Source organism: Candidatus Erwinia haradaeae (assembly GCF_900698995.1).
GTDB lineage: Bacteria > Pseudomonadota > Gammaproteobacteria > Enterobacterales > Enterobacteriaceae > Erwinia_E > Erwinia_E haradaeae_C.
Window position 1 is genome coordinate 552,791 of the sequence record NZ_LR217735.1, and the last position, 23,504, is coordinate 576,294.

The 23,504-nt window shown below is 27.9% G+C and carries 11 protein-coding genes and 1 pseudogene; 7 read left to right on the top strand and 5 right to left on the bottom strand.

Annotated elements, in window-relative coordinates; translation table 11 throughout:
• Positions 1–473 precede the first annotated feature (473 nt).
• Complete coding sequence (gene rluD, locus ERCISPPA3004_RS01765; protein WP_157990406.1) at positions 474–1,448, bottom strand: 23S rRNA pseudouridine(1911/1915/1917) synthase RluD; 975 nt, start codon at positions 1,446–1,448, stop codon at positions 474–476.
• 135 nt (positions 1,449–1,583) lie between these two features.
• Here rluD and bamD point away from each other — a divergent pair, with 135 nt between their 5' ends.
• Positions 1,584–2,315, top strand: a complete 732-nt coding sequence (bamD, locus tag ERCISPPA3004_RS01770; protein ID WP_157990407.1) for an outer membrane protein assembly factor BamD — start codon at positions 1,584–1,586, stop codon at positions 2,313–2,315.
• Positions 2,316–3,553: 1,238 nt separating this feature from the next.
• Positions 3,554–4,405, top strand: a complete 852-nt coding sequence (gene queF, locus ERCISPPA3004_RS01775) for an NADPH-dependent 7-cyano-7-deazaguanine reductase QueF (protein ID WP_157990408.1) — start codon at positions 3,554–3,556, stop codon at positions 4,403–4,405.
• A gap of 1,020 nt (positions 4,406–5,425) precedes the next feature.
• On the opposite strand, the pseudogene acnB reads toward queF, so the two are convergent.
• Together acnB and lpcA are read right to left on the bottom strand one after the other, a co-directional pair.
• Positions 5,426–8,040, bottom strand: a pseudogene (gene acnB, locus ERCISPPA3004_RS01780) (bifunctional aconitate hydratase 2/2-methylisocitrate dehydratase).
• A gap of 476 nt (positions 8,041–8,516) precedes the next feature.
• Positions 8,517–9,116 carry a D-sedoheptulose 7-phosphate isomerase gene (lpcA, locus tag ERCISPPA3004_RS01785; RefSeq protein WP_157990410.1) on the bottom strand — a complete coding sequence of 200 codons (600 nt, stop codon included), beginning with the start codon at positions 9,114–9,116 and terminating at the stop codon, positions 8,517–8,519.
• An 895-nt stretch (positions 9,117–10,011) separates the two neighbouring features.
• Here lpcA and accD point away from each other — a divergent pair.
• From accD to ERCISPPA3004_RS01810, 5 genes are all read left to right on the top strand, one after another.
• Positions 10,012–10,926, top strand: a complete 915-nt coding sequence (gene accD, locus ERCISPPA3004_RS01790; protein WP_157990411.1) for an acetyl-CoA carboxylase, carboxyltransferase subunit beta — start codon at positions 10,012–10,014, stop codon at positions 10,924–10,926.
• A gap of 66 nt (positions 10,927–10,992) precedes the next feature.
• Positions 10,993–12,234, top strand: coding sequence for a bifunctional tetrahydrofolate synthase/dihydrofolate synthase (gene folC, locus ERCISPPA3004_RS01795; protein WP_162297993.1), 1,242 nt, complete (start codon positions 10,993–10,995; stop codon positions 12,232–12,234).
• 704 nt (positions 12,235–12,938) lie between these two features.
• Positions 12,939–13,583 carry an adenylate kinase gene (adk, locus tag ERCISPPA3004_RS01800; RefSeq protein WP_157990412.1) on the top strand — a complete coding sequence of 215 codons (645 nt, stop codon included), beginning with the start codon at positions 12,939–12,941 and terminating at the stop codon, positions 13,581–13,583.
• A gap of 1,963 nt (positions 13,584–15,546) precedes the next feature.
• Positions 15,547–16,488 carry a type I pantothenate kinase gene (gene coaA, locus ERCISPPA3004_RS01805; protein ID WP_157990413.1) on the top strand — a complete coding sequence of 314 codons (942 nt, stop codon included), beginning with the start codon at positions 15,547–15,549 and terminating at the stop codon, positions 16,486–16,488.
• An 883-nt stretch (positions 16,489–17,371) separates the two neighbouring features.
• The gene (locus ERCISPPA3004_RS01810; protein WP_157990414.1) at positions 17,372–18,499 is read left to right on the top strand and encodes a class I SAM-dependent methyltransferase; all 1,128 of its coding nucleotides are present in this window, start codon (positions 17,372–17,374) and stop codon (positions 18,497–18,499) included.
• Positions 18,500–19,204: 705 nt separating this feature from the next.
• On the opposite strand, the gene lnt is transcribed toward ERCISPPA3004_RS01810, so the two are convergent.
• Together lnt and ybeY are read right to left on the bottom strand one after the other, a co-directional pair.
• The gene (gene lnt / locus ERCISPPA3004_RS01815; protein ID WP_157990415.1) at positions 19,205–20,734 is read right to left on the bottom strand and encodes an apolipoprotein N-acyltransferase; all 1,530 of its coding nucleotides are present in this window, start codon (positions 20,732–20,734) and stop codon (positions 19,205–19,207) included.
• A gap of 1,079 nt (positions 20,735–21,813) precedes the next feature.
• Positions 21,814–22,281, bottom strand: a complete 468-nt coding sequence (ybeY, locus tag ERCISPPA3004_RS01820) for an rRNA maturation RNase YbeY (protein WP_157990416.1) — start codon at positions 22,279–22,281, stop codon at positions 21,814–21,816.
• Between the last annotated feature and the right edge of the window lie 1,223 nt (positions 22,282–23,504).

The window sequence follows — 23,504 nt, forward strand, 5'->3', positions numbered from 1 at the left end:
TGTTATTTAGTGATTCTTGCTAGAAATTGGTAGAATTTACTATATATCTAAGCTAAATATATAGTATATTGCGCTATTCTATTAGTCTTAAAAGAATGCTATTTTATAATCATAATTGTCACTTTTAGTAACAGTTCACTAATATTTATTAGTAAACATTTTTTCGTAATATTATTATTTTTAACATGCTATAATATTTATAGTATCAGATCTCTAACAGTAGACTGCTTCTATTTTAATATGCTGTGAGGTTATAAAATATCTTTGCTTTCAGTATAAATAATTTTATTATATATTATATGTATAGTACATAATAAAATATATATTTGTGATGATTTTCAAGATGCGAGTCAATCAATAGATTATACCTATATTCTATATTGATATATTATTAATATATATTATACCTATGTCATTACAGTTGTTATTATTATACTTAGTAAGTTTCAATAACTATTCAATCTAATCAATCATTAATTATTTTTTTGTTGAAAATTTTCTGTATCAATTTGTATTTCATTAATTAATCCTACCATATCCATAGGTAGTTCAGTATGCCATTCCATAGCTATACCAGATACAGGATGCCTCATGCGTAACATAGTGGCATGTAATGCCTGACGATTAAAAGCAGATAAAGCAGCCATAAAAACTTCTGAAGACCCCTTTGGTAAGTTAGAATGACGAGAGTATATAGGATCACCAACTATTGGGTGCGAGATATGCGACATATGAACACGGATCTGATGTGTACGACCAGTTTCTAATTGTAACCTAAGCCAGGTATGATGGCGAAAATTTTTTATAATACGATAATGAGTTATCGCGGGTTTTCCCACAGAATTTACTGCCATATGGGTACGTTTTTTAATATGACGACCTATTGGTGCATCAACTTTCCCATTAGCAATTATTCGACCACTGACTATTGCTTCATATTCACGAATAATTTCTCTTTTTCGTAAATCTTGTAAAAGATGATTGTGCGCAGAAATAGTTTTTGCTATCACCATAAGGCCAGTTGTATCTTTATCTAAACGATGTACAATGCCTGCTCTAGGAATACAAGCACTTTCTGGAAAATGGTATAAAATAGCATTCATCACGGTATCGTCATCATGACCTGGACCAGGATGCACGACTAATTGACTAGGTTTATTAATAAGAAGAATCTCATTATCTTCATAAACAATATTCAATGGAATCTCTTTAGAGACCCAGCAGGTTCTTTCTTTGATTTCTGCGTCAATACTAATCAGTTCACCACCGGATACCTTTTTTTTTGCTTTATCAACAATACTTCCGTTAACAGAAACGCATTGATTAAGAATCCATGCTTTTAAAAAAGAACGTGAGTAGTTTGGAAATAATTCTTTTAATGTCTGATCTAAGCGTTGACCAAGTTGTAATAAAGACACTTTTGCGTTAAGTTTTATTTTTTTTCGCATAAATAAAAGTATTGTATTTTACGTTAGACTATCATGTAGTTTTAATTTCGGCTACTATTTAGGCAAAACTAAAATTATTACTACATATTAAGTGAGACAATTCTCGCATAAACCGCCAAGGATATAATAATCTTCATGATGCGTATAAAATATTTTTCAAGTATCGTACTATGCAGCTTTCTGCTATATGCGTGTACTGGCTCTAGTGGTATAGTGCCAAATCAGTCGCCTGTCATGATTTTGGCACATGCTGAAAAGGAACTACAGCGCGGAGGTTTTAAGAAAGCTATTTTACAGCTTACAACTTTTAATGCTAACTATCCACTAAGCCAATATTACGACCAGGTACAATTAGACCTGGTCTATGCATATTATAAAAATAATAATTTTTCTTTAGCACTAGAAACTATTGATCACTTTTTGCGACTATATCCAGATCACTTAAATCTTGATTACATTATGTACATGCGTGGTTTAATATATATGGAAAAAGACAATAATCCGATACAAACTTTTTTTGGTATTGATCGATCAGATCGAGATCCGATCCATAGATTGTCTGCATTTAATAGTTTCTCGCAAATGTTGCATAATTATCCGAATAGTCAATATGCTATTGATGCACGTAAACGTCTTATTTTTCTAAAAGAATGTCAAGCAAAATATGAATTATCCGTAGCTGAATTTTATGATAAACGCAGAGCTTATATAGCAGTAGTTAATCGTGTAGATAAAATGCTAATAGATTATCCAGATTCGAATGCAACTCATCAAGCTTTACATTTAATGGAAAATGCTTATCGTCAATTACATTTAAATGCACAAGCCGATCGTATTGCAAAGATTATTGCTACTAATCCAGTTTAAAGAATATTTAATTTTTATTAAAAAATAAAAATTATTTACAATATAAACACAATTAGATTTCAAACAGCATCTATAACGTATCATCAAGGTATTAATAATTTAATTTAGTGTAAACACATTGAGTTTTTACATGTTGTCAATCGACAGAATAAATCAAAGGTCTCTCATTGTTTTGTTATTTAAAAAGAATTATAGAAATCTATATGATCTGATTAAAACATCATATTGCTAAAATAATAATAGAACTAGTGTTATCTTTTTCTATATCTTAATATTTTAATAGAAGTTTTTTGCCTGTCATATTTATAAAGTCAAAGTAAAAAGAAGCTTATTTGATATAATATTTAATATTTATTAACTTTTATACTGTATAAATATTTCAGACTATATGCCATTATATAAGAGAATAAAAACAGATAAAGAAATAGTTTTATGTTTACATGGTATAAATAAGATAGATTATATATCTAATATTATATATATAATATTAGATATATGTAGAGTGATTGCAACCATTATTTTTATAATATACTACTTATAATATGTAACATCTAATTAATATTAAGTATAACATGTTAACAATGATAGATTATCTAGAATAATAAAACGATTTATTAGTTAACGATAAATGGATTTAAACCTTGTAGCATGCGGTTATCACTTTATGTATTACATTTCGAGTACTATACAGTGATGCTGATTAAATTTATTAAATCACTGAGTATTTAAATATAGGATCAGTAGAGAAATTTAATTATTATTTCTATCTTAATATAAAAACACAGATATGTTCTATATTTTTAGAGAGCTCTTAAATTAAATTAAGTATCAATTTAAGGTTATAACCTTCAAAGTAAAAATATATTTACTTAAACTGAGTATTGCTCTATTAATCGCTATTATTATAACCATGAGTAAATATATTTTTTGCTGTTTTTACTACAATAAATAAAACTATCTGTATGACTAAATGACTGATGATTGTTTTTAGAAAAAAGCAAATAGTTTATTAACTAAAGATGCTAAAACAAAAAGACTAAAATATTTTACATACATTTAATATGTGATACCTATGAAATTGATCGCGTATTGGTTTGTTATTGGTATAGTTAAGTTCAATAAGGATGATATTTTGTAGGCTATTACATCTCTTATTTTAGTTTAACAGTCTCACAAGTCACTAAACAGTGCGTAGATAATTTATTTTTAATGAGATGAGTAATACTCAGAGAACTATTATGTCCACATCTAACTATTTTAATTCACATATCTTGCCAGAACAATTTCTCGGCAAACCCACGACATATCATGATATTTATCAACCTATGTTGTTGCGAGCTATACCGCGTAGTCTTAACAGGGAATTGATAAATTTTGATCTAAATCACATAGGGCTAACTGGAGAAGATATTTGGACATTATATGAAATATCTTGGCTCAATCAAAAAGGGTTGCCACAAGTCTCGATTGGAGAGTTGGTGTTAGATATGCGAAGTACTAATTTGATCGAATCTAAAAGTTTAAAATTATACTTAAATAGCTTTAGTCAAACTCGATTTTTAAGTTTAGAGACAGTTCGTCAGACTATAGAGCATGATCTGAGTAATTGTGCCATAGGCCTTGTTACGGTTACTTTATTCCAACTTAAAGACGTACGTAAGACAACTATTGGTCATTTACCTGGTGTATGTATTGATGAGCAAGATATTCGTATTAATAATTACGAACTTAATTCTCATTATCTACATAATAGCACCGCTCAGGATATTGTTCAGGAGCAATTGGTCAGTCATCTTTTTAAATCTAACTGTTTAATCACTAGACAACCAGATTGGGCTACAATACAGATTAGCTATTATGGCTTACGAATTCATCATGAATCTTTACTGCGCTACCTTATTTCTTACAGAAAGCATTATGAATTCCATGAACAGTGCGCCGAAAGAATTTTTCATGATATTTTAACATATTGCAATCCAAATAAATTAAGCGTGTATATTCGTTATACACGGCGAGGTGGGATAGATATTAATCCTTGGCGTAGCAATACTGAGTATATACCATATCGTACTCGTCTAGTAAGACAGTAATATACTTTATCTTTAAAAAATTTTTTTAAAATGAAAATATTTTATAGTTTTGTGAGTATTTTAGCTAGATGTGTAGTATAAATATTAATAAAAATAGCATATGATTTAATATCTTTTTAAATATTGTATTATTAGTCACATGCATGTCTGGTCCTTAAATAAAAGGGATATTGTTTGTTACTTCTTTAAAAAAAATATAAAATTTTTAAGAGTGTTCTTGAAATCTTTATATGTAAAATAGTAAATTCATCAGCAGTAATATAGAAAAATAAAGTCTTTATTACATTTTTACTTGTTATGAAAAATATTAGCACTAGATGATAATCTATATAAAACCCTTATCAAATTTAATAGAACTATGGAACTGTATAGATTTATATCGTTTTAGTAATTCAGAAAAAATCTCATATTATAGGTCAAATTAGATAATAACTCTTATTTACTATATGCCAAATTTGATTAATTCTGATCTATTAGGGTTGTATAACATTTTAATGCTAAACAGAGATAATTTTAATATCTTATAATTTATAATTATAAGATAATATAATATATATATGCCATATATATCCTTAATAAAAATTTCTTGTCTAACGAACAGACTATATAGAGATTATATGCGCATTTAAAAAATACTTCAGTTTGGGTAACTACTTTTTAATGGTCACAGATGTATGATAGCTTTGCTATAGATGAATCGTAAACATATTTATAATTATAAAAATAGGTGATTAATATATTGAATAAATACTCTTAAAACAAATTGTTAATTAAGATTCTTAGTGTGAATTTTATTCAACAATATAATAATATTATATTGTTGAATAAAAGGAAATTAATAACTAAATATTAGAATTTCTTATTATTTTTGAATAGAATAAAGCTTCACAAGCAAAATATAAAAATATGCAAAAAAATTATAGAGTAATTGAGATTACATTTTTTATTGTTATATTTTTATATTAAAAATATACTTTATGCATTTATAATAAAAATTATAGAAGTTTTTATAATTTAAGATTAAAAATCTTCTTTATATACTGGTGTTTGAAAAGTTATGTATTTCTTTTATTAGAATACTCTTTTATCTCATTAAAATTTAAATAGCGATAGGTGTCTATAGAAGTGGAGTGAATTATTTTCATAAACATATAGTATTCAGATAAAGTAGGTAATTTGCCTAAAATTGCGGAAATAGTTGCAAGTTCAACAGAAGAAAGAAAGACCTTTGTGTTATTGCCAAGTCGGTTTGGAAAATTTCTCGTAGAAGTAGAAACCACTGTAGTACCATCAGACACACGAGCTTGGTTGCCCATGCACAGTGAACAACCAGGCATCTCAATGCGTGCGCCACTATTTTTAAAAATATTATAATAACCTTCGCGAATCAATTGTATCGCATCCATTTTTGTTGGGGGAGCTATCCATAAACGGGCTTTTAGAGAGCTTGTTGGTTTGCTTTTTAGTAATTTTCCGGCTGCACGAAAATGACCAATATTAGTCATACAGGAACCAATGAATACCTCATTAACAGGGGTCCCTGAAACGTCAGATAGAACGCAGGCATCATCTGGATCATTTGGAGCGCATAAAATCGGTTCTATAATATTAGATAGATTAATATCTAGCGTTTCAGTATATGACGCATCTACATCTCTTTCCAAAAGATGAGGAAAGCTTAGCCATTCTTCCATGCGATTGATGCGACGTTTGATAGTGCGTGCATTGCCATAACCTTCATTAATCATCCATCTTAACAGTATAATATTAGAATTTAAATATTCTATAACTGAATCTTTACTTAATTGAATCACACACCCTGCTGAAGAGCGTTCAGCGGATGCATCTGACAACTCAAATGCTTGTTCTACTTTGAGATCCGGCAGGCCTTCAATTTCCATGAGCCGACCAGAGAATATATTTTTCTTAATTGGTGTTTTAACAGTTAAAAGGCCTTCTTTAATAGCATAAAATGGAATAGAATGAACAACATCACGTAGAGTAATATTTGGCTGTATTTTTCCTGTGAAACGTATCAATACTGATTCTGGCATATCTAGTGGAATTTTTCCAGTAGCAGCGGCAAAGGCAACCAAACCAGAACCAGCTGGAAAAGAAAGACCAATAGGAAAGCGGGTATGTGAGTCACCACCAGTACCAATAGTATCCGGTAATAGCATACGGTTAAGCCAGCTATGAATAATTCCATCTCCAGGTCGTAGAGAAATACCACCACGATCCATTATAAAACTTGGCAACGTATCATGAGTTAATAGGTCTATGGGCTTGGGATAAGCTGAGGTGTGACAAAATGACTGCATAACTAAATCTGCAGAGAAGCTTAGACAGGCTAAATCTTGAAGCTCATCTTTAGTCATTGGCCCAGTAGTATCTTGCGAGCCAACGGAAGTTATTTTTGGTTCACAATATGTACCTGGATAAACTCCTTTAATACCACAGGCACGACCTACTATCTTTTGTGCTAAAGAAAAATTTGATTGACTATTTTCAAGAGTCTTTAATGCTAAAAATACATCTGAAGGTGGTAGTGATAATACAGCTCTAGCTTTTTCAGTTAAAGAACGTCCAACAATAAGCGCGATACGACCTCCTGCACGCACCTCGTCTAATAAAACCTGAGTTTTAAGTGAAAATTTAGCTAATATCTCATTAGTTTGATGGCTGCGAATCTCGCCTTTATATGGATAGATATCAATTATATCTCCCATTCTAAGATGTTCTACATGTACTTCGATAGGTAGTGCCCCTGCATCTTCCATGGTATTAAAAAAAATAGGAGCTATACTGCCACCAAGACATACTCCACCGCTTTTCTTGTTTGGAACATATGGGATATCCTCTCCTGTAAACCATAGTACTGAGTTTGTAGCTGATTTACGTGACGAGCCTGTACCCACAATATCACCTACATAAACCAATGGAAAACCTTTCTTTTTTAAATCTTCTATTTGTTTCATAGGACCAATGACACCTTCTTTATCTGGTTCTATGCCTTTACGAGGATATTTTAACATTGTTAGTGCATGTAATGGAATATCGGGTCGAGACCATGCATCCGTAGCAGGAGATAAATCATCAGTATTACTTTCGCCTTCTACTTTAAATACCGTTAATGTAATTTTTTTAGCTAACATTGGGCGCGTGAGAAACCATTCAGCATTAGCCCATGAATGTATAACTTTTTTAGCGTATATATTTCCTTTTTTTACTTTTTCTTCTACATCATTAAAATGATCAAAGATTAGCAAAGTATGAGATAGACAATCAGCGGCAAGCATGGAGAATCTATTATCGTCAAGTAGTCTGAGAAGAATATTGATGTTATAACCTCCTCGCATAGTACCTAAAAGTTTGACTGCTTTTTCTGGAGTAACACAAGAAGAAGTGGCATGACCTGTTATGATAGATTCTAAAAATGATGCTTTGATATGTGATGTTTCATCAACACCTGGTAGCACTCGATACATTAATAAATTAAGTAGAAATTCTTTTTTTTCTGATAAGGGATCTTGTAATAATTTAACTAACTGAGTTACTTGATTCACATTTAAGGGTTTTGGTAGAATCCCTTGAGTTTTACGTTCGGCAACATGCTTATGGTATTCTGCTAACATGATGCTCTCCTTGAGAGTTAGCATATTATAGGTAAAGGTGCTTTACCGTATATATTGTGTTATAAACAGTATCAGCATCAGGTAAATATTTTATTTATTCTAAAGAGAATATCTTTGAATATCATGTCAATAATCTCAGGTGAACGAGATAGTAGAATTGCAATTAAACATTGAGAATATAATCTATAAAGTAATCAAATTTATTAAGTTATATTAGTTGTTGAATAGATTGGTAATCTATAGATGCCGCGAAAAATTAATACTATAACCATAATACTTTTTATCTTAACATTTGAAATTATAAAATATCTTAAAACCTTTTATGATATAAATATCTTAATTGTTAAAATTCTGATTAATTATGATTTATTTTAAACCTTAAGATCATGAAAGAAAGTACAGAACAAATATATTTTATATCTTTTAACAGATATCATATTACTTATATCAAGAATCTTTAAAATATACAGAAATTATCATACGGTAATTATAGAGTGTTTTCTTGTCATTTCTTTTTCAATTAGTAATATAAGAATATGAATAATTTTAATATGAATTTCTTGGATACGATCAGAATAACCAATATGAGGAACACGGATCACTACATCTACCATATCATTGATTTGACTGATTTTATAACCTGTTAACATGATAATTTTCATACCTTGTAAATAAGCACATTGGACTGCTTTTATGATATTTTTTGAAGTACCTGAAGTTGATATTCCCATTAAAATATCCCCGGGTTTGCCTACAGCTTCAATATATCGAGAAAACACATGATCGTAACCAAAATCATTACTCACGCAAGAAAAATGACCAACATCAGAAATAGAGATCGCTGGATATCCTGGACGATTTTCGCGGTAACGACCAGTTAACTCTTCTGCAAAGTGTATTGAATCACAATGCGATCCTCCATTACCACAAGATAAGACTTTACCTCCAGATTTAAAAGTATCAGCCAATAATATACCTGCTAACTGAATTGCTTCAAGATTTTCTTTATGACTAAGAAATGCATTTAATGTTTTTGATGCTTGTTGCAATTCATTACGAATCATATCTTGATACATTTAACCCCCTTCCATTAGGAATAATTTCAGTAATATCAAACTATGATCACAAATATGATAATAACATTTTAATCATGCGCAGGAAATTCAATATATATAGGAGTTTTATAATGGGTTGTCTTACTTTAAGATAATTATCACAAGTATGACATTTAAAAAAATCTATATCAAATATATAAACTTACAAAGATTAGCGCCAGATAATATAAAATCTATTCCTTAATCTTACTTCTAATATTTTTATTAAAGATTATTTTGGATGTGAGATGATTATCTGTAGAAATAAACACGCTTGTATAATTTTTAAATAATATAGATAATGAGATCATAGAAGAATTCTTTCTCTATGCAGAGATGAGATTGATTTTTTTCTATATCGAAGGCAATATCTAGTTTGTTATTCAATATTTTAGATATTTTATTAGGTTAGTTAAAGGTTTGTTCTATGAATTTTTAAATCTGGAATATTAATGATTGTATTATTCTCTTTTTGTAAAAGCATTAATGCATTATCAAATATGTATATTTATAAAAAAGGTTATCTAGAATGTCACACTTCAATTACATTACGAGTATAATTAGAATTTTTTTCATTAAATTTTAGTATTGACATGAATATACAAGAATTAAGGATTTTAATTTTATTGATTTTACAGTTTTACAAAAAATATGCTATTTAAATAAATAGTTGTGGACATTTTAGTATTTAAAATACTAATTAATACAGTTATCTATTACTTTATTAAGTTAATTCAGGTATATATTTATTAAATCATAATATAATGTGTTATGTTATGTTAGGTTATGTTTCTTTATTTAAAACTAAATATGATAAATTCTATTCAAAAGATAGATGTTATTCAGAAAAAAATTACATAAAAGTAACAGGTCATTTATGAGCTGGATTGAGCGAATTTTTTCTACAAGGAGACTTACCCCGTCGCGTAAAGCGCATATCCCTGAAGGAGTATGGACTAAATGTCATAGCTGTAGTCAAGTTCTATACCGCGCTGAATTAGAACGTAATCTCAATGTTTGTCCAAAATGTGATCATCATATGAGAATGCATGCTCGAGATCGTCTGCATAGTCTATTAGATCCGGGCTCATTATGTGAGCTAGCGATAGAGCTAGAGCCTAAAGATATTCTAAAATTTAGAGATTCTAAAAAATATAAAGATCGTCTGATCTCTGCTCAGAAAGCTACTAGAGAAAAGGATGCCTTGATACTAATGAAGGGCACTATACATAGTATACCAGTTATTGCAGCAGCGTTTGAGTTTTTATTTATGGGTGGATCGATGGGTTCCGTAGTTGGTGAACGTTTTGTACGCGGAGTAGAGCAAGCTATAAAAGATCACTGTCCAATGATTTGTTTTTCTGCTTCTGGCGGAGCGAGAATGCAGGAGGCGCTAATATCTCTTATGCAAATGGCTAAAACTAGCGCAGCTCTTGCAAAATTACAAGAGAATAGTTTACCATATATTTCAGTTCTAACAGATCCAACCATGGGTGGAGTGTCCGCTAGTCTTGCAATGCTTGGAGATCTTAATATTGCTGAACCAAAAGCGTTAATTGGTTTTGCAGGTCCTCGTGTTATTGAGCAGACACTCCATGAAACCTTACCAGCTGGATTTCAAAGAAGCGAGTTTTTACTTGAGAAAGGTGCAATTGATATGATATTGCGTCGTCCAATTATGCGTTTTAAATTAGCATGTATTCTTGCGAAGATGATGAATCTTCCAGTGCCAGAGACCGAGAATAAGAACACTAGTGTGACTGAAAGGGTGAAACCAGGCGAAAGAGAGTGAAAAATTTATATAATATTATAAACATAATTTAGTTATTAATGTAATAAAAATATTAATGGACGCTTTTTGAAAACTAAATTAACACTAAATGAATGGTTACATTATATTCAAAATTTACATGCTCAACCAATTGATCTAAGGATTGAACGTGTTAAACATGTTGCTATTGTTCTAAATCTTCTAAATCCTGCTCCTATTGTATTTACTGTTGGCGGAACCAATGGAAAGGGTACTACTTGTCGGGCTATAGAGCTTGTTTTATTAGCCTCAGGTTATAAGGTAGGAGTCTATAATTCTCCACATCTTATGCATTATATTGAACGTATACGAATCTGCGGGAGGGAAGTAACAGAAGAAGAACTGATTACATCATTTTCAGTAGTTGAAATGGGACGTAAAAATATTTCGCTAACTTATTTTGAATTTGGAACGTTGTCCGCTCTATGGCTATTTAGAGAGGCAAAATTAGATATCATTATCCTAGAAGTTGGTCTGGGTGGTCGGTTAGATGCTACAAACATTATTGATTCAGATATAGCTATAATTACAAGTATTGCACTTGATCACACGACGTGGTTAGGGTCGGATCGTGAAAGTATTGGTCGAGAGAAGGCTGGTATATTTCGCACTGGTAAACCGGCGGTAGTTGGTGATCCAGATATGCCTAATTCTATTAGAAAAGTAGCGCAATATACAGGAGCAAAGCTACATCAAAGAAATCGTGACTGGTCTTATAGTGTCGCCGATAATCATTGGGAATTTGAAGATGTTAATGGAAAGATTAACTTGATTCCGTTACCAAAAATACCTATAGATAATGCAGCTACTGCTATTGCAGCAATACGTATATCACAGATAAAAGTTCATGACGTGATAATTTGTCATGTGTTTCGACAAGTTACTCTTCCGGGTAGATTTCAGATAGTATCCGAATCTCCTCGAGTTATTTTTGATGTAGCGCATAATCCTCACGCAGCACATTATTTATCTCAGCAACTTCAAAAAATAAAACAACACGCGAAAGTGCATGCAGTAGTAGGAATGCGCCAAGATAAAGATATTTCTAACACCTTGAATTGTTTGGTATCACAGGTAGATTACTGGTACTGCGCATCACTAATACAACCTTGTGGAAGTAGTGCTACTCATATCATGTCTTATCTTAAAAAAGCAACCTGTTTTAAATCAGTCTCCAGTGCATGGCGTCATGCGTTAGAAAATGCTAATCCACTGGATACTATCATTGTTTTTGGATCTTTTCATACTGTCTCTGAGGTAATGACTGCCCGTCTTATGACATATATCTAAATATTTCGCACTAAATAGCAATTAGAAATATGCGTAACGTATAACACCACAGAACTTATAATAAGTAATTTTTATATTGTCAGTATTAGAATAAGTATTCTAGATCATATCTACTTGCTGCATAAGTTTTTAATGCAGAATCTTATAATTAAAGATTAAGAGACTGGTAATTTTGTCATATCTAATCAGGTTAAATCAAGTATAGCATGTATGAAATAAATATTTTATAAAAATAAGAACATGATAATCTATTAAAGATCAATATAATATTGATCTAATCTTAAAATTAAGGTATTAAAATAAATATTTTGATACCTTATAAATCAACAGAGGATTTGTTTTCTCTATATGCTATATTAAATCCTTGGTAACATTAAAAGCTACTCAATTTTTAACTTAAAACATAAAATTTTATCATTACATTTATATAGTTTTAATATTTTGAACAAAATAAAAAACCTTTAAAATTTGTTATTTTTGGCCAATCAATAATGTAAAACCCATCAGTCAAGAACTATTAACATGCAATATGCTATTGAAGCATCTTATTAGTTTAGGTTATTAGTGCTTCAAGCTATACTGCTAGTATCTATCAAAACAGATTATCTCAAAACCCTTTGCTTTGTGATTATGATACCGAGATGGTAAATTTTCATTTATTGCAATAAAAGATTCATGGATTCATAAATGAGGAGAGTATTATAATGCGCATTATTCTACTTGGGCCACCTGGATCAGGAAAGGGAACTCAGGCTAATTTTATTACAAGTCAATATAGTATTCCAATTGTCTCGACAGGTGAGATATTACGTACTGCTGTAAAATATGACTTAAATCTTGGAAGACAGATTCAGAAAATTATGGATGCTGGAAGGTTGGTTACTGAAGACACTGTTATTACTTTAGTAAAGAAACGCCTAGCTCAAGTAGATTGTCGCACAGGTTTTTTATTAGATGGTTTTCCTCGTACTATTTTTCAAGCGCATGCTATGAAAGCATTAGGTATTAAGGTTGATTATATTTTAGAATTTCAGGTTCCAGATGCATTAATTATTGAAAGACTCACCGGTCGTCAAATACACGAAAGATCAGGTCGAATTTATCATACACAATTTAATCCACCAAAAACTTCAGGAAAAGATGACATAACTGGTGAGCCATTAATGATGCGTAACGATGATCAAAGAGAAACGATTTACCAACGATTAACTGAATATCATCAAAGAACCGCGCCTCTGATAAAATACTATACTGCAGAAACTTTAATGGATAATACGAGGTATCATCAACTTGATGGTACACTGCCAATGACGATACTAAAAGAAATAATTTCAAATATTCTTGATTGATTCAGTTAATTAAAGTAATTTAATATTTTTTATTATTTTGATAATTATTCAATATGATCACTGTATGTAAAAATCTAAATTTTTATAATATCTATTATTATTTATAAAAAATCTTCCTTTATTAATCATATCCTATAATTAAGTTTTATTATTTTTTGATAGAGAAAGTAAAATATCTTATTTATCATCACTTTATTATATATATATTATAAAAATAATATCATTTATGATGTTTTTATAGTAACTTATATTATTTGTTATATAAGTTAATTTTTGGAGTTTTTATAAAAAATATAGCTTAACTATACTATAGTATGTTACTTATTAAGTATAAGCATATAGCTAAATTGTACAAAATGCTAATCTAATAAATTTACTAAGATTTACTAAGTGAGTATTTAAAAAATTCAGTAAAATTATTATTTTTTGGTCAAAAATAGGTACATCAAAAATATTGTTAAACTATGTTTTTATTATTAATATGATAAATCTGATTTATTTTTATTTTTTTTGATCATAAAATATAAATAATATCACCTATAATTATATATTCCGCTTACTTATCATATATCGCTGATGTTTTCTTCTAAATATTCTATTCACCTTAGTTTTTGTACCTTATACTATATATGATAGGGTAAGTTATATTTAACATAAGATATATAAAAATTTGCTTTATTATTGATTGTGTTTCAAGATAGGATTAGAAATCAGGTTTTATTACTATCAGTTTTATAATAAAATATTACAGTTACAAGTTTCAATGAGAATTGGATATATAGCCGATATATTAGATATCAGTAATCATTTGTATATAGAGATAAAAGATTCATGATAATTGATATTTTTAAAAATATCTGCATATCTGAAGATAGTAATACAAATCTCTATATTAAATATATTTCGTAATTGATATGAATTTTTATCGAGTAAGAATATTCTTTAATATCTTTAGATAAATATTTAAAAAATAAAAGCTCTAAAAAATAATTATAAGATATCTTATCTTAAGATAAATATTGAATAATTTTATATAAAAATTTTAAATAGCGATCAATTTCATTAGTTACAATTTATAATTATTATATGCTAAGTTAAAAATAAAATAAAATAAAATAAAATTTTTATTTTATTTTACATAACCAAATTATTTATTTTAAATGCTATACTACATACAAGTTAATAAATTATACATTTTATGATAAATAATTTTATCAGTTCTTACGGCAATCGTCTTGTTTAAAAAAAAACAAAGAAAATACTTTATAATATATCTACCTATATAATCACATGAATACTAAAATTTATATTTTTGCTAGCTTTATTCAGTGTGTTATCTATTATCGGTATAAATATATTTATATTACTTCCGAAAGCAGAATGATCATCGCTTAAGAGTTAAAACAGTATAGATATAATCTAATTGCTGAAATTATGCATTAAAATAAATTAAAAATATTATATACATGGTATATATAAAATTTATATGATAATCATTGGATTTTCGCAGAAAAAATCTTGATAGATCATAAGAGTTTTAAAACTCCTGAACGATATGTATCTATATGTTTATCTTAATTGATATTAAATAACAAAGATCCTATTAATTTAATTAATAGTTACATATTATAGTCTTATTTTTTTATTTGATGTTTTATTAGTGATAATTTATATATATTTTTAAATAAAAATTTATATATATTATTTTTTTTGCAAAATAGCTTATTATTTTAAATAAATATAAAACCGTCTAAAAGACCGATATTTATCATGTCTTTTAGACCGATAGAGATTATGTCTTTTTAAAAAATTTTGTTCTTTATTCTGAATAATTTGTAACTTATTTTTTATAAAGTTATTTGTGTTATATAATTTATAGTGATTAGAACTAATATTTAGTTACTAAGTTGTTGGTAAAATTGTTTCAATTTATACTAGTAGCACATGTGAGAATAAAAACTCTATGCGAACCATACCTTATTGGTACTTTAATCGCACCCAATGGGCGGGATTACCTGATGCAGCGCCAGGAACCCTGAAAAAGAGCGAACTCATCCGTTTAAAAAGGGTAAACGCAGATCTTTCAATGCAAGAGGTTGTAGAGATTTATTTACCACTTGCTCGGTTAATACATTGCTATATAACTTCTAACTTAAAACGTGAAATGGTACTCAAGAAATGCTTTGGAGCGAATAGTAAAAAAATTCCCTATATTATTAGTATCGCTGGTGGCGTTTCAGTAGGTAAGAGTACTACAGCTCGTATATTGCAGGTACTGTTAAGTCGTTGGCCGGTGTATCAGTATGTTGAATTAATCGCAACTGATGGTTTTTTATACCCAAATTCTATTTTAACGGAACGCGGGTTAATAAAAGAAAAAGGTTTTCCCTCATCTTATGATATAAGTCGTTTAGTAAAATTTGTTTCAGATCTAAAATCAGGTGTTTCACAGGTTCAAGCGCCGGTGTATTCTCATTTGATATATGACATTGTCCCATCTTATCATAAAACTATCCGATACCCGGATATTCTTATATTAGAAGGTTTAAATGTTTTGCAACGTGATACAAATTATTCTGACAATTATCATGAGATTTTTATATCAGATTTTGTAGATTTTTCAATTTATATTGATGCGCCGAATGAACTACTAAAAAATTGGTACACTAATCGTTTTCTCAAGTTTTGTCGAAATTCCTATATTAATCCATCCTCCTTTTTCCATGATTATACAAAATTATCCTCTCGGGAAGTTATGTTAATCGCTAATAACACATGGAATGAGATTAACTATAGAAACTTAAGAGAAAATATTTTACCGACGCGAAAATATGCTAATTTAATTATGACAAAAACTTACAATCATGCCATTTCTTTAGTAAGATTAAAAAAAGAACAAAACTAAGAAAATTAGGTTATATATCTGTTAATATCTTTTAAGAGGGTTAATGTTAAAAATCGATTTTTAATATCATATGTAAAATACGTTATGTGAATTAGGATAGAATAACGTAAAATAATTTAAGAATATAAACTAGTAATAAAATATATTCGTGTTTTATTACACGCAAAAATTTCTACCTAAGCTCAGTCTGACTAATTAAATATATTATACTATATGGTTAATTATAAGTTAATTTAGTCTAAATTATAATCATCAAGGTTAATAGTTAATATATAACCTTGTTTTTATATAACATACATCAAGATTAGTATTTGATTATTTATATAATGTATTTGGTTCTTTGTATGGTGACAGTTAACTAGAATTAAATTAACTACTCAATGTAAAGCGTGTCACTGAACATTTTAAGAATTTATCTAGTTATGTTGATTAGCGCTGAAAATGATGTGAATTATATGTGATCTTAAAAATTAAACTAATTTTGCAAGAAGAAAATTTCTGGGTGACTAGAATTTTAAAACTAGAATATAATAATATTATTAATATAGATAATTAAATAAAATTCAGTCCATAAGATTAAAAATCTTTTCATACTATACATGTCCCCTCTAACTCATAGATGTTAGTAAACAAGTTATCTAAAATAACAACATAAATAATCATTTCATAATGCTATAGATTTTTTTGTAAAGATATAATCTTTTTATGATTTATAATATAAGCATTATTTGTCCAGCACCAGATATTGATAATAAGTTAATAATAATTCACTAAAGATTTTATCTGTTTATTAAAAGCTATTAATGTATATAACATCTAATGCAACTTCTGAAAAATAGTTTCAGAAAAAGAAATATTTATCTATTACTATTATTTGAGGTGCATGATGGAGATCTATAATGGACTTTATAACATGTCTTTACTAGATTCTATAACACAGGAATTTTCATATTACAAACAACAGATAAATAATGAGTTTAAAGATATTCATGGAATACAGGCGTATATTCGAACATATAACAAAATAATAGATCAAAAAACAGACATATATGCAAATCAATATATTGTCGATTACGCTAATCGCCTAAGAAAAAATATTAAAAAGTTAGATAAATGGGCCAGAATTCAGGGTATTGAATGTTATCGAATCTATGATCGAGACTTACCAGATTGCAAGGTTTCTGTAGATCGTTATGGTGCTTGGATCGTTATTCATGAGTACGTACCACCGATAACTATTAACACATTGAAAACGTTCCAACATTTTCTAAATATTATTTATACTACCTTGGAGGTGCTCCAACAACCAGTAAATAGAGTAGTATTAAAAACTCGACTTAAACAAAAAGGAAAGGATCAGCAGTATCAGAAAATAGATCAGAATGGCAATTATCTTTTAGTGACTGAATTTTATGCAAAGTTACTGGTTAATTTAACTGATTATATTGATACTGGACTTTTTCTAGATCATCGCATTACACGAAAAATGATAGGGAAGATCAGTAGGGGAAAAGACTTTTTAAATTTATTTGCCTATACTGGTAGCGCTAGTGTATATGCTGGCTTAGGAGGGGCTTTAAGCACTACAAGTATTGATATGTCTCACACATATCTTTCATGGGCAAAACGAAACATGTGCCTCAATGGCCTCTCTGGAAATAAACATTACTTTCTTAGAGCCAACTGCTTTCACTGGCTTCGCAATGCTAAGGAAAAATTTGATATAATTTTTGTTAATCCTCCAACTTTCTCTAATTCAAAAAAGATGAGAAGAAGTTTTGATGTGCAACGCGATTACTTAGAATTACTTTGGCACTTAAAACGCTTATTACGCATGCATGGAAAAATATTATTTTCTAATAATAAACATAGTTTTAAAATGAACTTATCTAGCTTGGGATCCATAGGGATGACAGCTACTGAGATCACTGATAAAACCCAACCTAAAGATTTCACTCATGCGCACTCTATAATAAAATGCTGGATTATAACGCATTCTTGTAAGGATTAAAAAATTTATAATTAGTGACATTGATTACTGACAGATAACTCTATAGTTAGGTATGATAAATAATCATTAATGATACTAGTTTTTAAGGTAATCGTTAACATTAAAGAGAAGCAATAATAAGATCATTTTTTAATTATATTATCATTTTTATATGCTATAAAATATAATTTTTAGAGATATTTTATAGCAGATAAGTCAAAAATCTGATAAGCCACATATAAATGTATAATATTATTAATAAGTATTTTGATACAAAAATTATGTTTTTAAAAAAAAATTATTTGATAATCTTTGATTAAAATAAATTAGACACTATAGTTTTTAGTAAAATATATGTATTGCTAACCTGCGTCAAAGATGATCAGTTTTATTAGTATCCAGATAATTGCAAATTATAAAAATAACTAAAAGCTATATTTTTACACTAATTGACTATTACTAGAATATATAAAATTAAATTTTTAACAAGGTTAAATAAAATTTATATTTTTATATTTTATTTATTTGTCTAGTATTTTTTATCTATAATAATTTGTAAATATTTAGTAACGCAATTCTACTCATTAAACAGTATATCTATAGCCGATTTACTGTTTAATGAGTAGAATTCTCAATAATAAAATTTATATTTAGTTAGTGGGCATATATAGTAAAATCGTGTTAACAATAAATTTTAGATTTTTTTAAAAATATTAATGGCATAATTTAAATATGTAAAAAAATACACAATAACCAAATAAGAGAAAATAATAATGTTAAACCCCATATTAAAAATTGCCCAAATCGTACATAAGGCGTTAATCCAGATGTTGGTGTTACCTGTGCCGTTAAAACCTTGGATTGAAATTGTGGAATTATATGAGAAATTTGACCGTTAGCATTAATAATAGCTGTTATACCATTATTTGTGGCATACAATAGAGGCCTTCCTAGTTCTAGTGCGCGCATTTGTGCCATTTGTAGGTGTTGCCACGGGCAAGTCGAACTTCCAAACCACGCATCATTTGATATAGTTAGTAAAAAATCAGTATTTGTATGCATATTATCGCGCATTTTTTGTCCTAATATTACTTCATAGCATAAAGCTGGGGTAATATTATAACCTGCCACTTGTAACTGAGGCTGAATGTATTTTCCCTGACTAAATTCAGATGGCAACAAATTAAAAAATGGTATAAAAAATCGTGCAATAGTTTTTAAGGGAAGATACTCACCAAAAGGTACTAAATGGTTTTTTTGATAACGATTTTCACTACAGTAACGATAAGGAATATCACCACCTACTACAATAATTGTATTATAAGTAGCATAGTTGTTCTTCTCAAAACGAGAATCTATAATTCCCGTGACTAAAGTAGTTCCAGATATTCGTAGATTTTTGTCACTAGATTGCAGAAAAACTTGCTGATTAGATTCAAAATCAGGTAGAGCAGATTCAGGCCATATGATAATTGATACTTTGCCAACATAAGGCTTACTGAGTCGTATATAGGTTGAGAGAATTTTTTTAATCTGATCAGGAGACCATATTATTGATGGAGAGATATTTCCTTGAACTAAAGCAACATTTACCGTACGCTCCTGTATCGGCAAATACCAGGTTATTTTGCTTAATACCACACCAATTGCAAAAATTATCGTGATGAAGACTATAACAATAAATCGATTTTTAAATAGCGCATATACAACTAATCCAGAAATCATCATTACGAAAAAAGTTATTGATTCTACTCCCATTAATGGAGCCAGACCTTTGAGTGGGCCATTGATCTGACTATAACCAAATTGTAACCATGGAAAGCCAGTTAACACCCAACTACGAAAAAATTCAGTAATTTGCCAAATTATTGGGGCTACTATTGTTAGCCGAAGAAATAAATTTGTAGTACATAGCTTATCTAGTAGTATAATAAACAAAAGAGGGTATAAAGCTAAATAAGAAGATAGTAAAAATAAAATAGAGACACTAAGTATACAAGGAATTCCGTAAAAAGTGTTAATGCTGATATAAACCCAATATAGTCCGCTACCAAAAAAACCTAAGCCCCATATAAATGAAATTGCGCTAGCTTGGCGAATAGTTTGATGCAAGGTTAAGCTTTGTAACCCACATAATGATGCAATTGCAGCCTGCCAAAAATTGTACGGAGAGAAACTGAGCGTACCAAGAGCACCGGTGAAAAATGCTGCAAATAAACGTAAATACTGATTATAAGAGTTGCTTAAGAGTTCCATGTGACAAATATATTATGTTGGATTATGATGATATTTATCTAGTTAATATATTTAGTTAATTGATTTACTATTATCTTTTTAATGTCATTACGATTTTGAATAGTTTTAGATGTATACACAAATGTTTTTAACATTAATTTTTTATTAAATAGAATATTTGAAATAAAACTAATACAATGACTAATAAAAGATTATGTTAAATATATATAAAATATTAATGATTGATAAAAATTATCATATAATTTTTAATTTTTTTAAAACATTTAGATATCGCATAAGTGTCTCATATTAAATATATTAATTTATATAAATAAAGAACTGTTTTTATATGATCAGTTTTCATTATTATTTATATGTAATTATATTATAATATACTGTAGATATACTTTATATTTTTAAAATTTAAAAAATTAAAAATAATAAATATTATAAAATTTAATAAAATATTTTAGATTTTATTGTTTTGTATTAATATTAAAATTTATCATTAAACTAAATAGAAATAATAGAATGCTTTTATTATCTAATATTTATCAGTTAGATACATATTAAGTATATGTATTATATATTTTATGAGAAATCTGTAATAACTTTGAAATATATATAATAATATTATTAATATTTTTTTTTAAAACACTAGACATTTTATTTTAAATCAATCATTGATTTTATAAATTATTAAAAATTTATATAATAATATGTATTATAGTATTATACATACTTCTGATTTTTTTAGAAGTAAGAAATCAATAATCAATATATATATTTAATTTACAACACTTGAGATGTTATCATATCTAATGATTAGAGTTATAACTCATTAAATCACTTATTACGTATAATATGCTATAAGATAAAACAGTAGTAAGTAATTACCAATTGATGATCTGCCTATTGTTTATTGATATAATATTAAAAATAATATACATCTAAATAATTTTTAGCACTATTAACTGAGTGAATGGTGATAGAAGTTTTTACGATAAAGAATAATTAACTGATTAAAATAGAATTACAAATCAGATCAGTAGAATACTAATCAAAATTTTTATTTTTTATTACTATTCGAACAAATAAATTTATTCTATATTTGCTATATAAGGGTCTGAATAACCAAGTAATATTATAATTTTAGTTTCTAATTTTTCCATTTCTTCTGCGGTAGACTGAGAAGAGTGATCATAACCTAATAAATGCAGACTGCCATGAATAGTCATATGTGCCCAATGTGCTTCAAGTGATTTATTCTGAGAAATTGCTTCTAACTCGACAATTTGACGACAAATCACTAAATCACCTAATAAAGGTATTTTTATATAAGAAGGCGCTATAAAGGGAAAAGAGAGAATATTAGTTGGTTGATTTTTTTTACAAAACATCCAATTTAATTCACGGCTTTCATTTTCATCGACTAAGCGAATAGTAATTTCTTTTTTTTGTTTGCCCTTTGGTAAAGCTGCCGATATCCATTTTAAAAAATTAGATTTTTTCGGTAAACCATGTGGAATGCTACAGGCAATCTGAAGATCTAAAATTATAACACTCATCAACTCTCCGGAACAATATGGATATGTTTAAATAAATTTCAAGTTATTATCTATTAAGAAACTTTTCCTAAAATAATCGTATAGGCATAATACTAAAGGTTCTTTTATGTTATCCATGTCTTACATTTATATAATATAATAATTAGATTATGCTTGGATGTAAAAATTTATTATGGATTAGCCTTGGTTAAGGCCATTTATTAGGAATTTTGCAATTATTATTAATAATATAAATATTATACAATGATTAAATATAATAAATAAAAATAAGATTAATTTTTATTTATATTTAACTGATTCAATAGTATTGAATCAATATTTGTAATCACTGATACCTAGTGCAGCACTGTTATTTACATTAAATGTAATAGTTACAATAAATATAAAAATTAAAAGATTTTTACTAGTTCTTATTATTTTCTATAATCGAGTTATTAAATATACTAAGTATATATAAATATATATACTTAGTATTAAGAAGATATAGTTATAAAAATATACTCTGTATAACAACGTGCAGTTTTGTAAAAATTCTATTAATTGCATAATTAGTAACATATTTTTATCATCAAAATATGTTATAAAACTTATGATTATCAATCATGATAATTATTTAAGGTAGTCACTATATTTTAACTACACATTAATTGCTTTTAATGTATCTTATGCTGCAATAATTAATGTTCTTTGTTATTATTAATTAAAGTATATTAAAACCTTTTATACATATTAGTTTATATTTGAAATATTATATTAGTTGAAAGATTTTATTAATATAATTTTGTATCTGATAAAATAATATTAGAAATCTATCATTTCTGTATGTTCTAAGTTTATACAATAGATATAATTATATTAATGCATTTATATCTAAGTAAGTATTTAATGTACGATATGATTTTAATGAAAAATTAAAATTAAAATTAAAAAATTTAATAAGTCTATGATCTAATTTTTTACAAAAGTTTATGTTATGTGTTTCTAATAATTTTTTATTTTTTTATTGCTATAATTTACCTATTATCACATAATGACAAAATATGTAATGAGGTTATAAATAGCCACAGTATTAATTATAAGTTTCTTACATTAATAATCAGCATTAATTAAATGAATTTAAATTTTTTAATGCGTTTTTATATTACTTGCATAATTTCTTGTCATTGAAAGATTATGTAATTCATGTAGTGAATGCGATTTTCACATAATTTATGAAATATAAA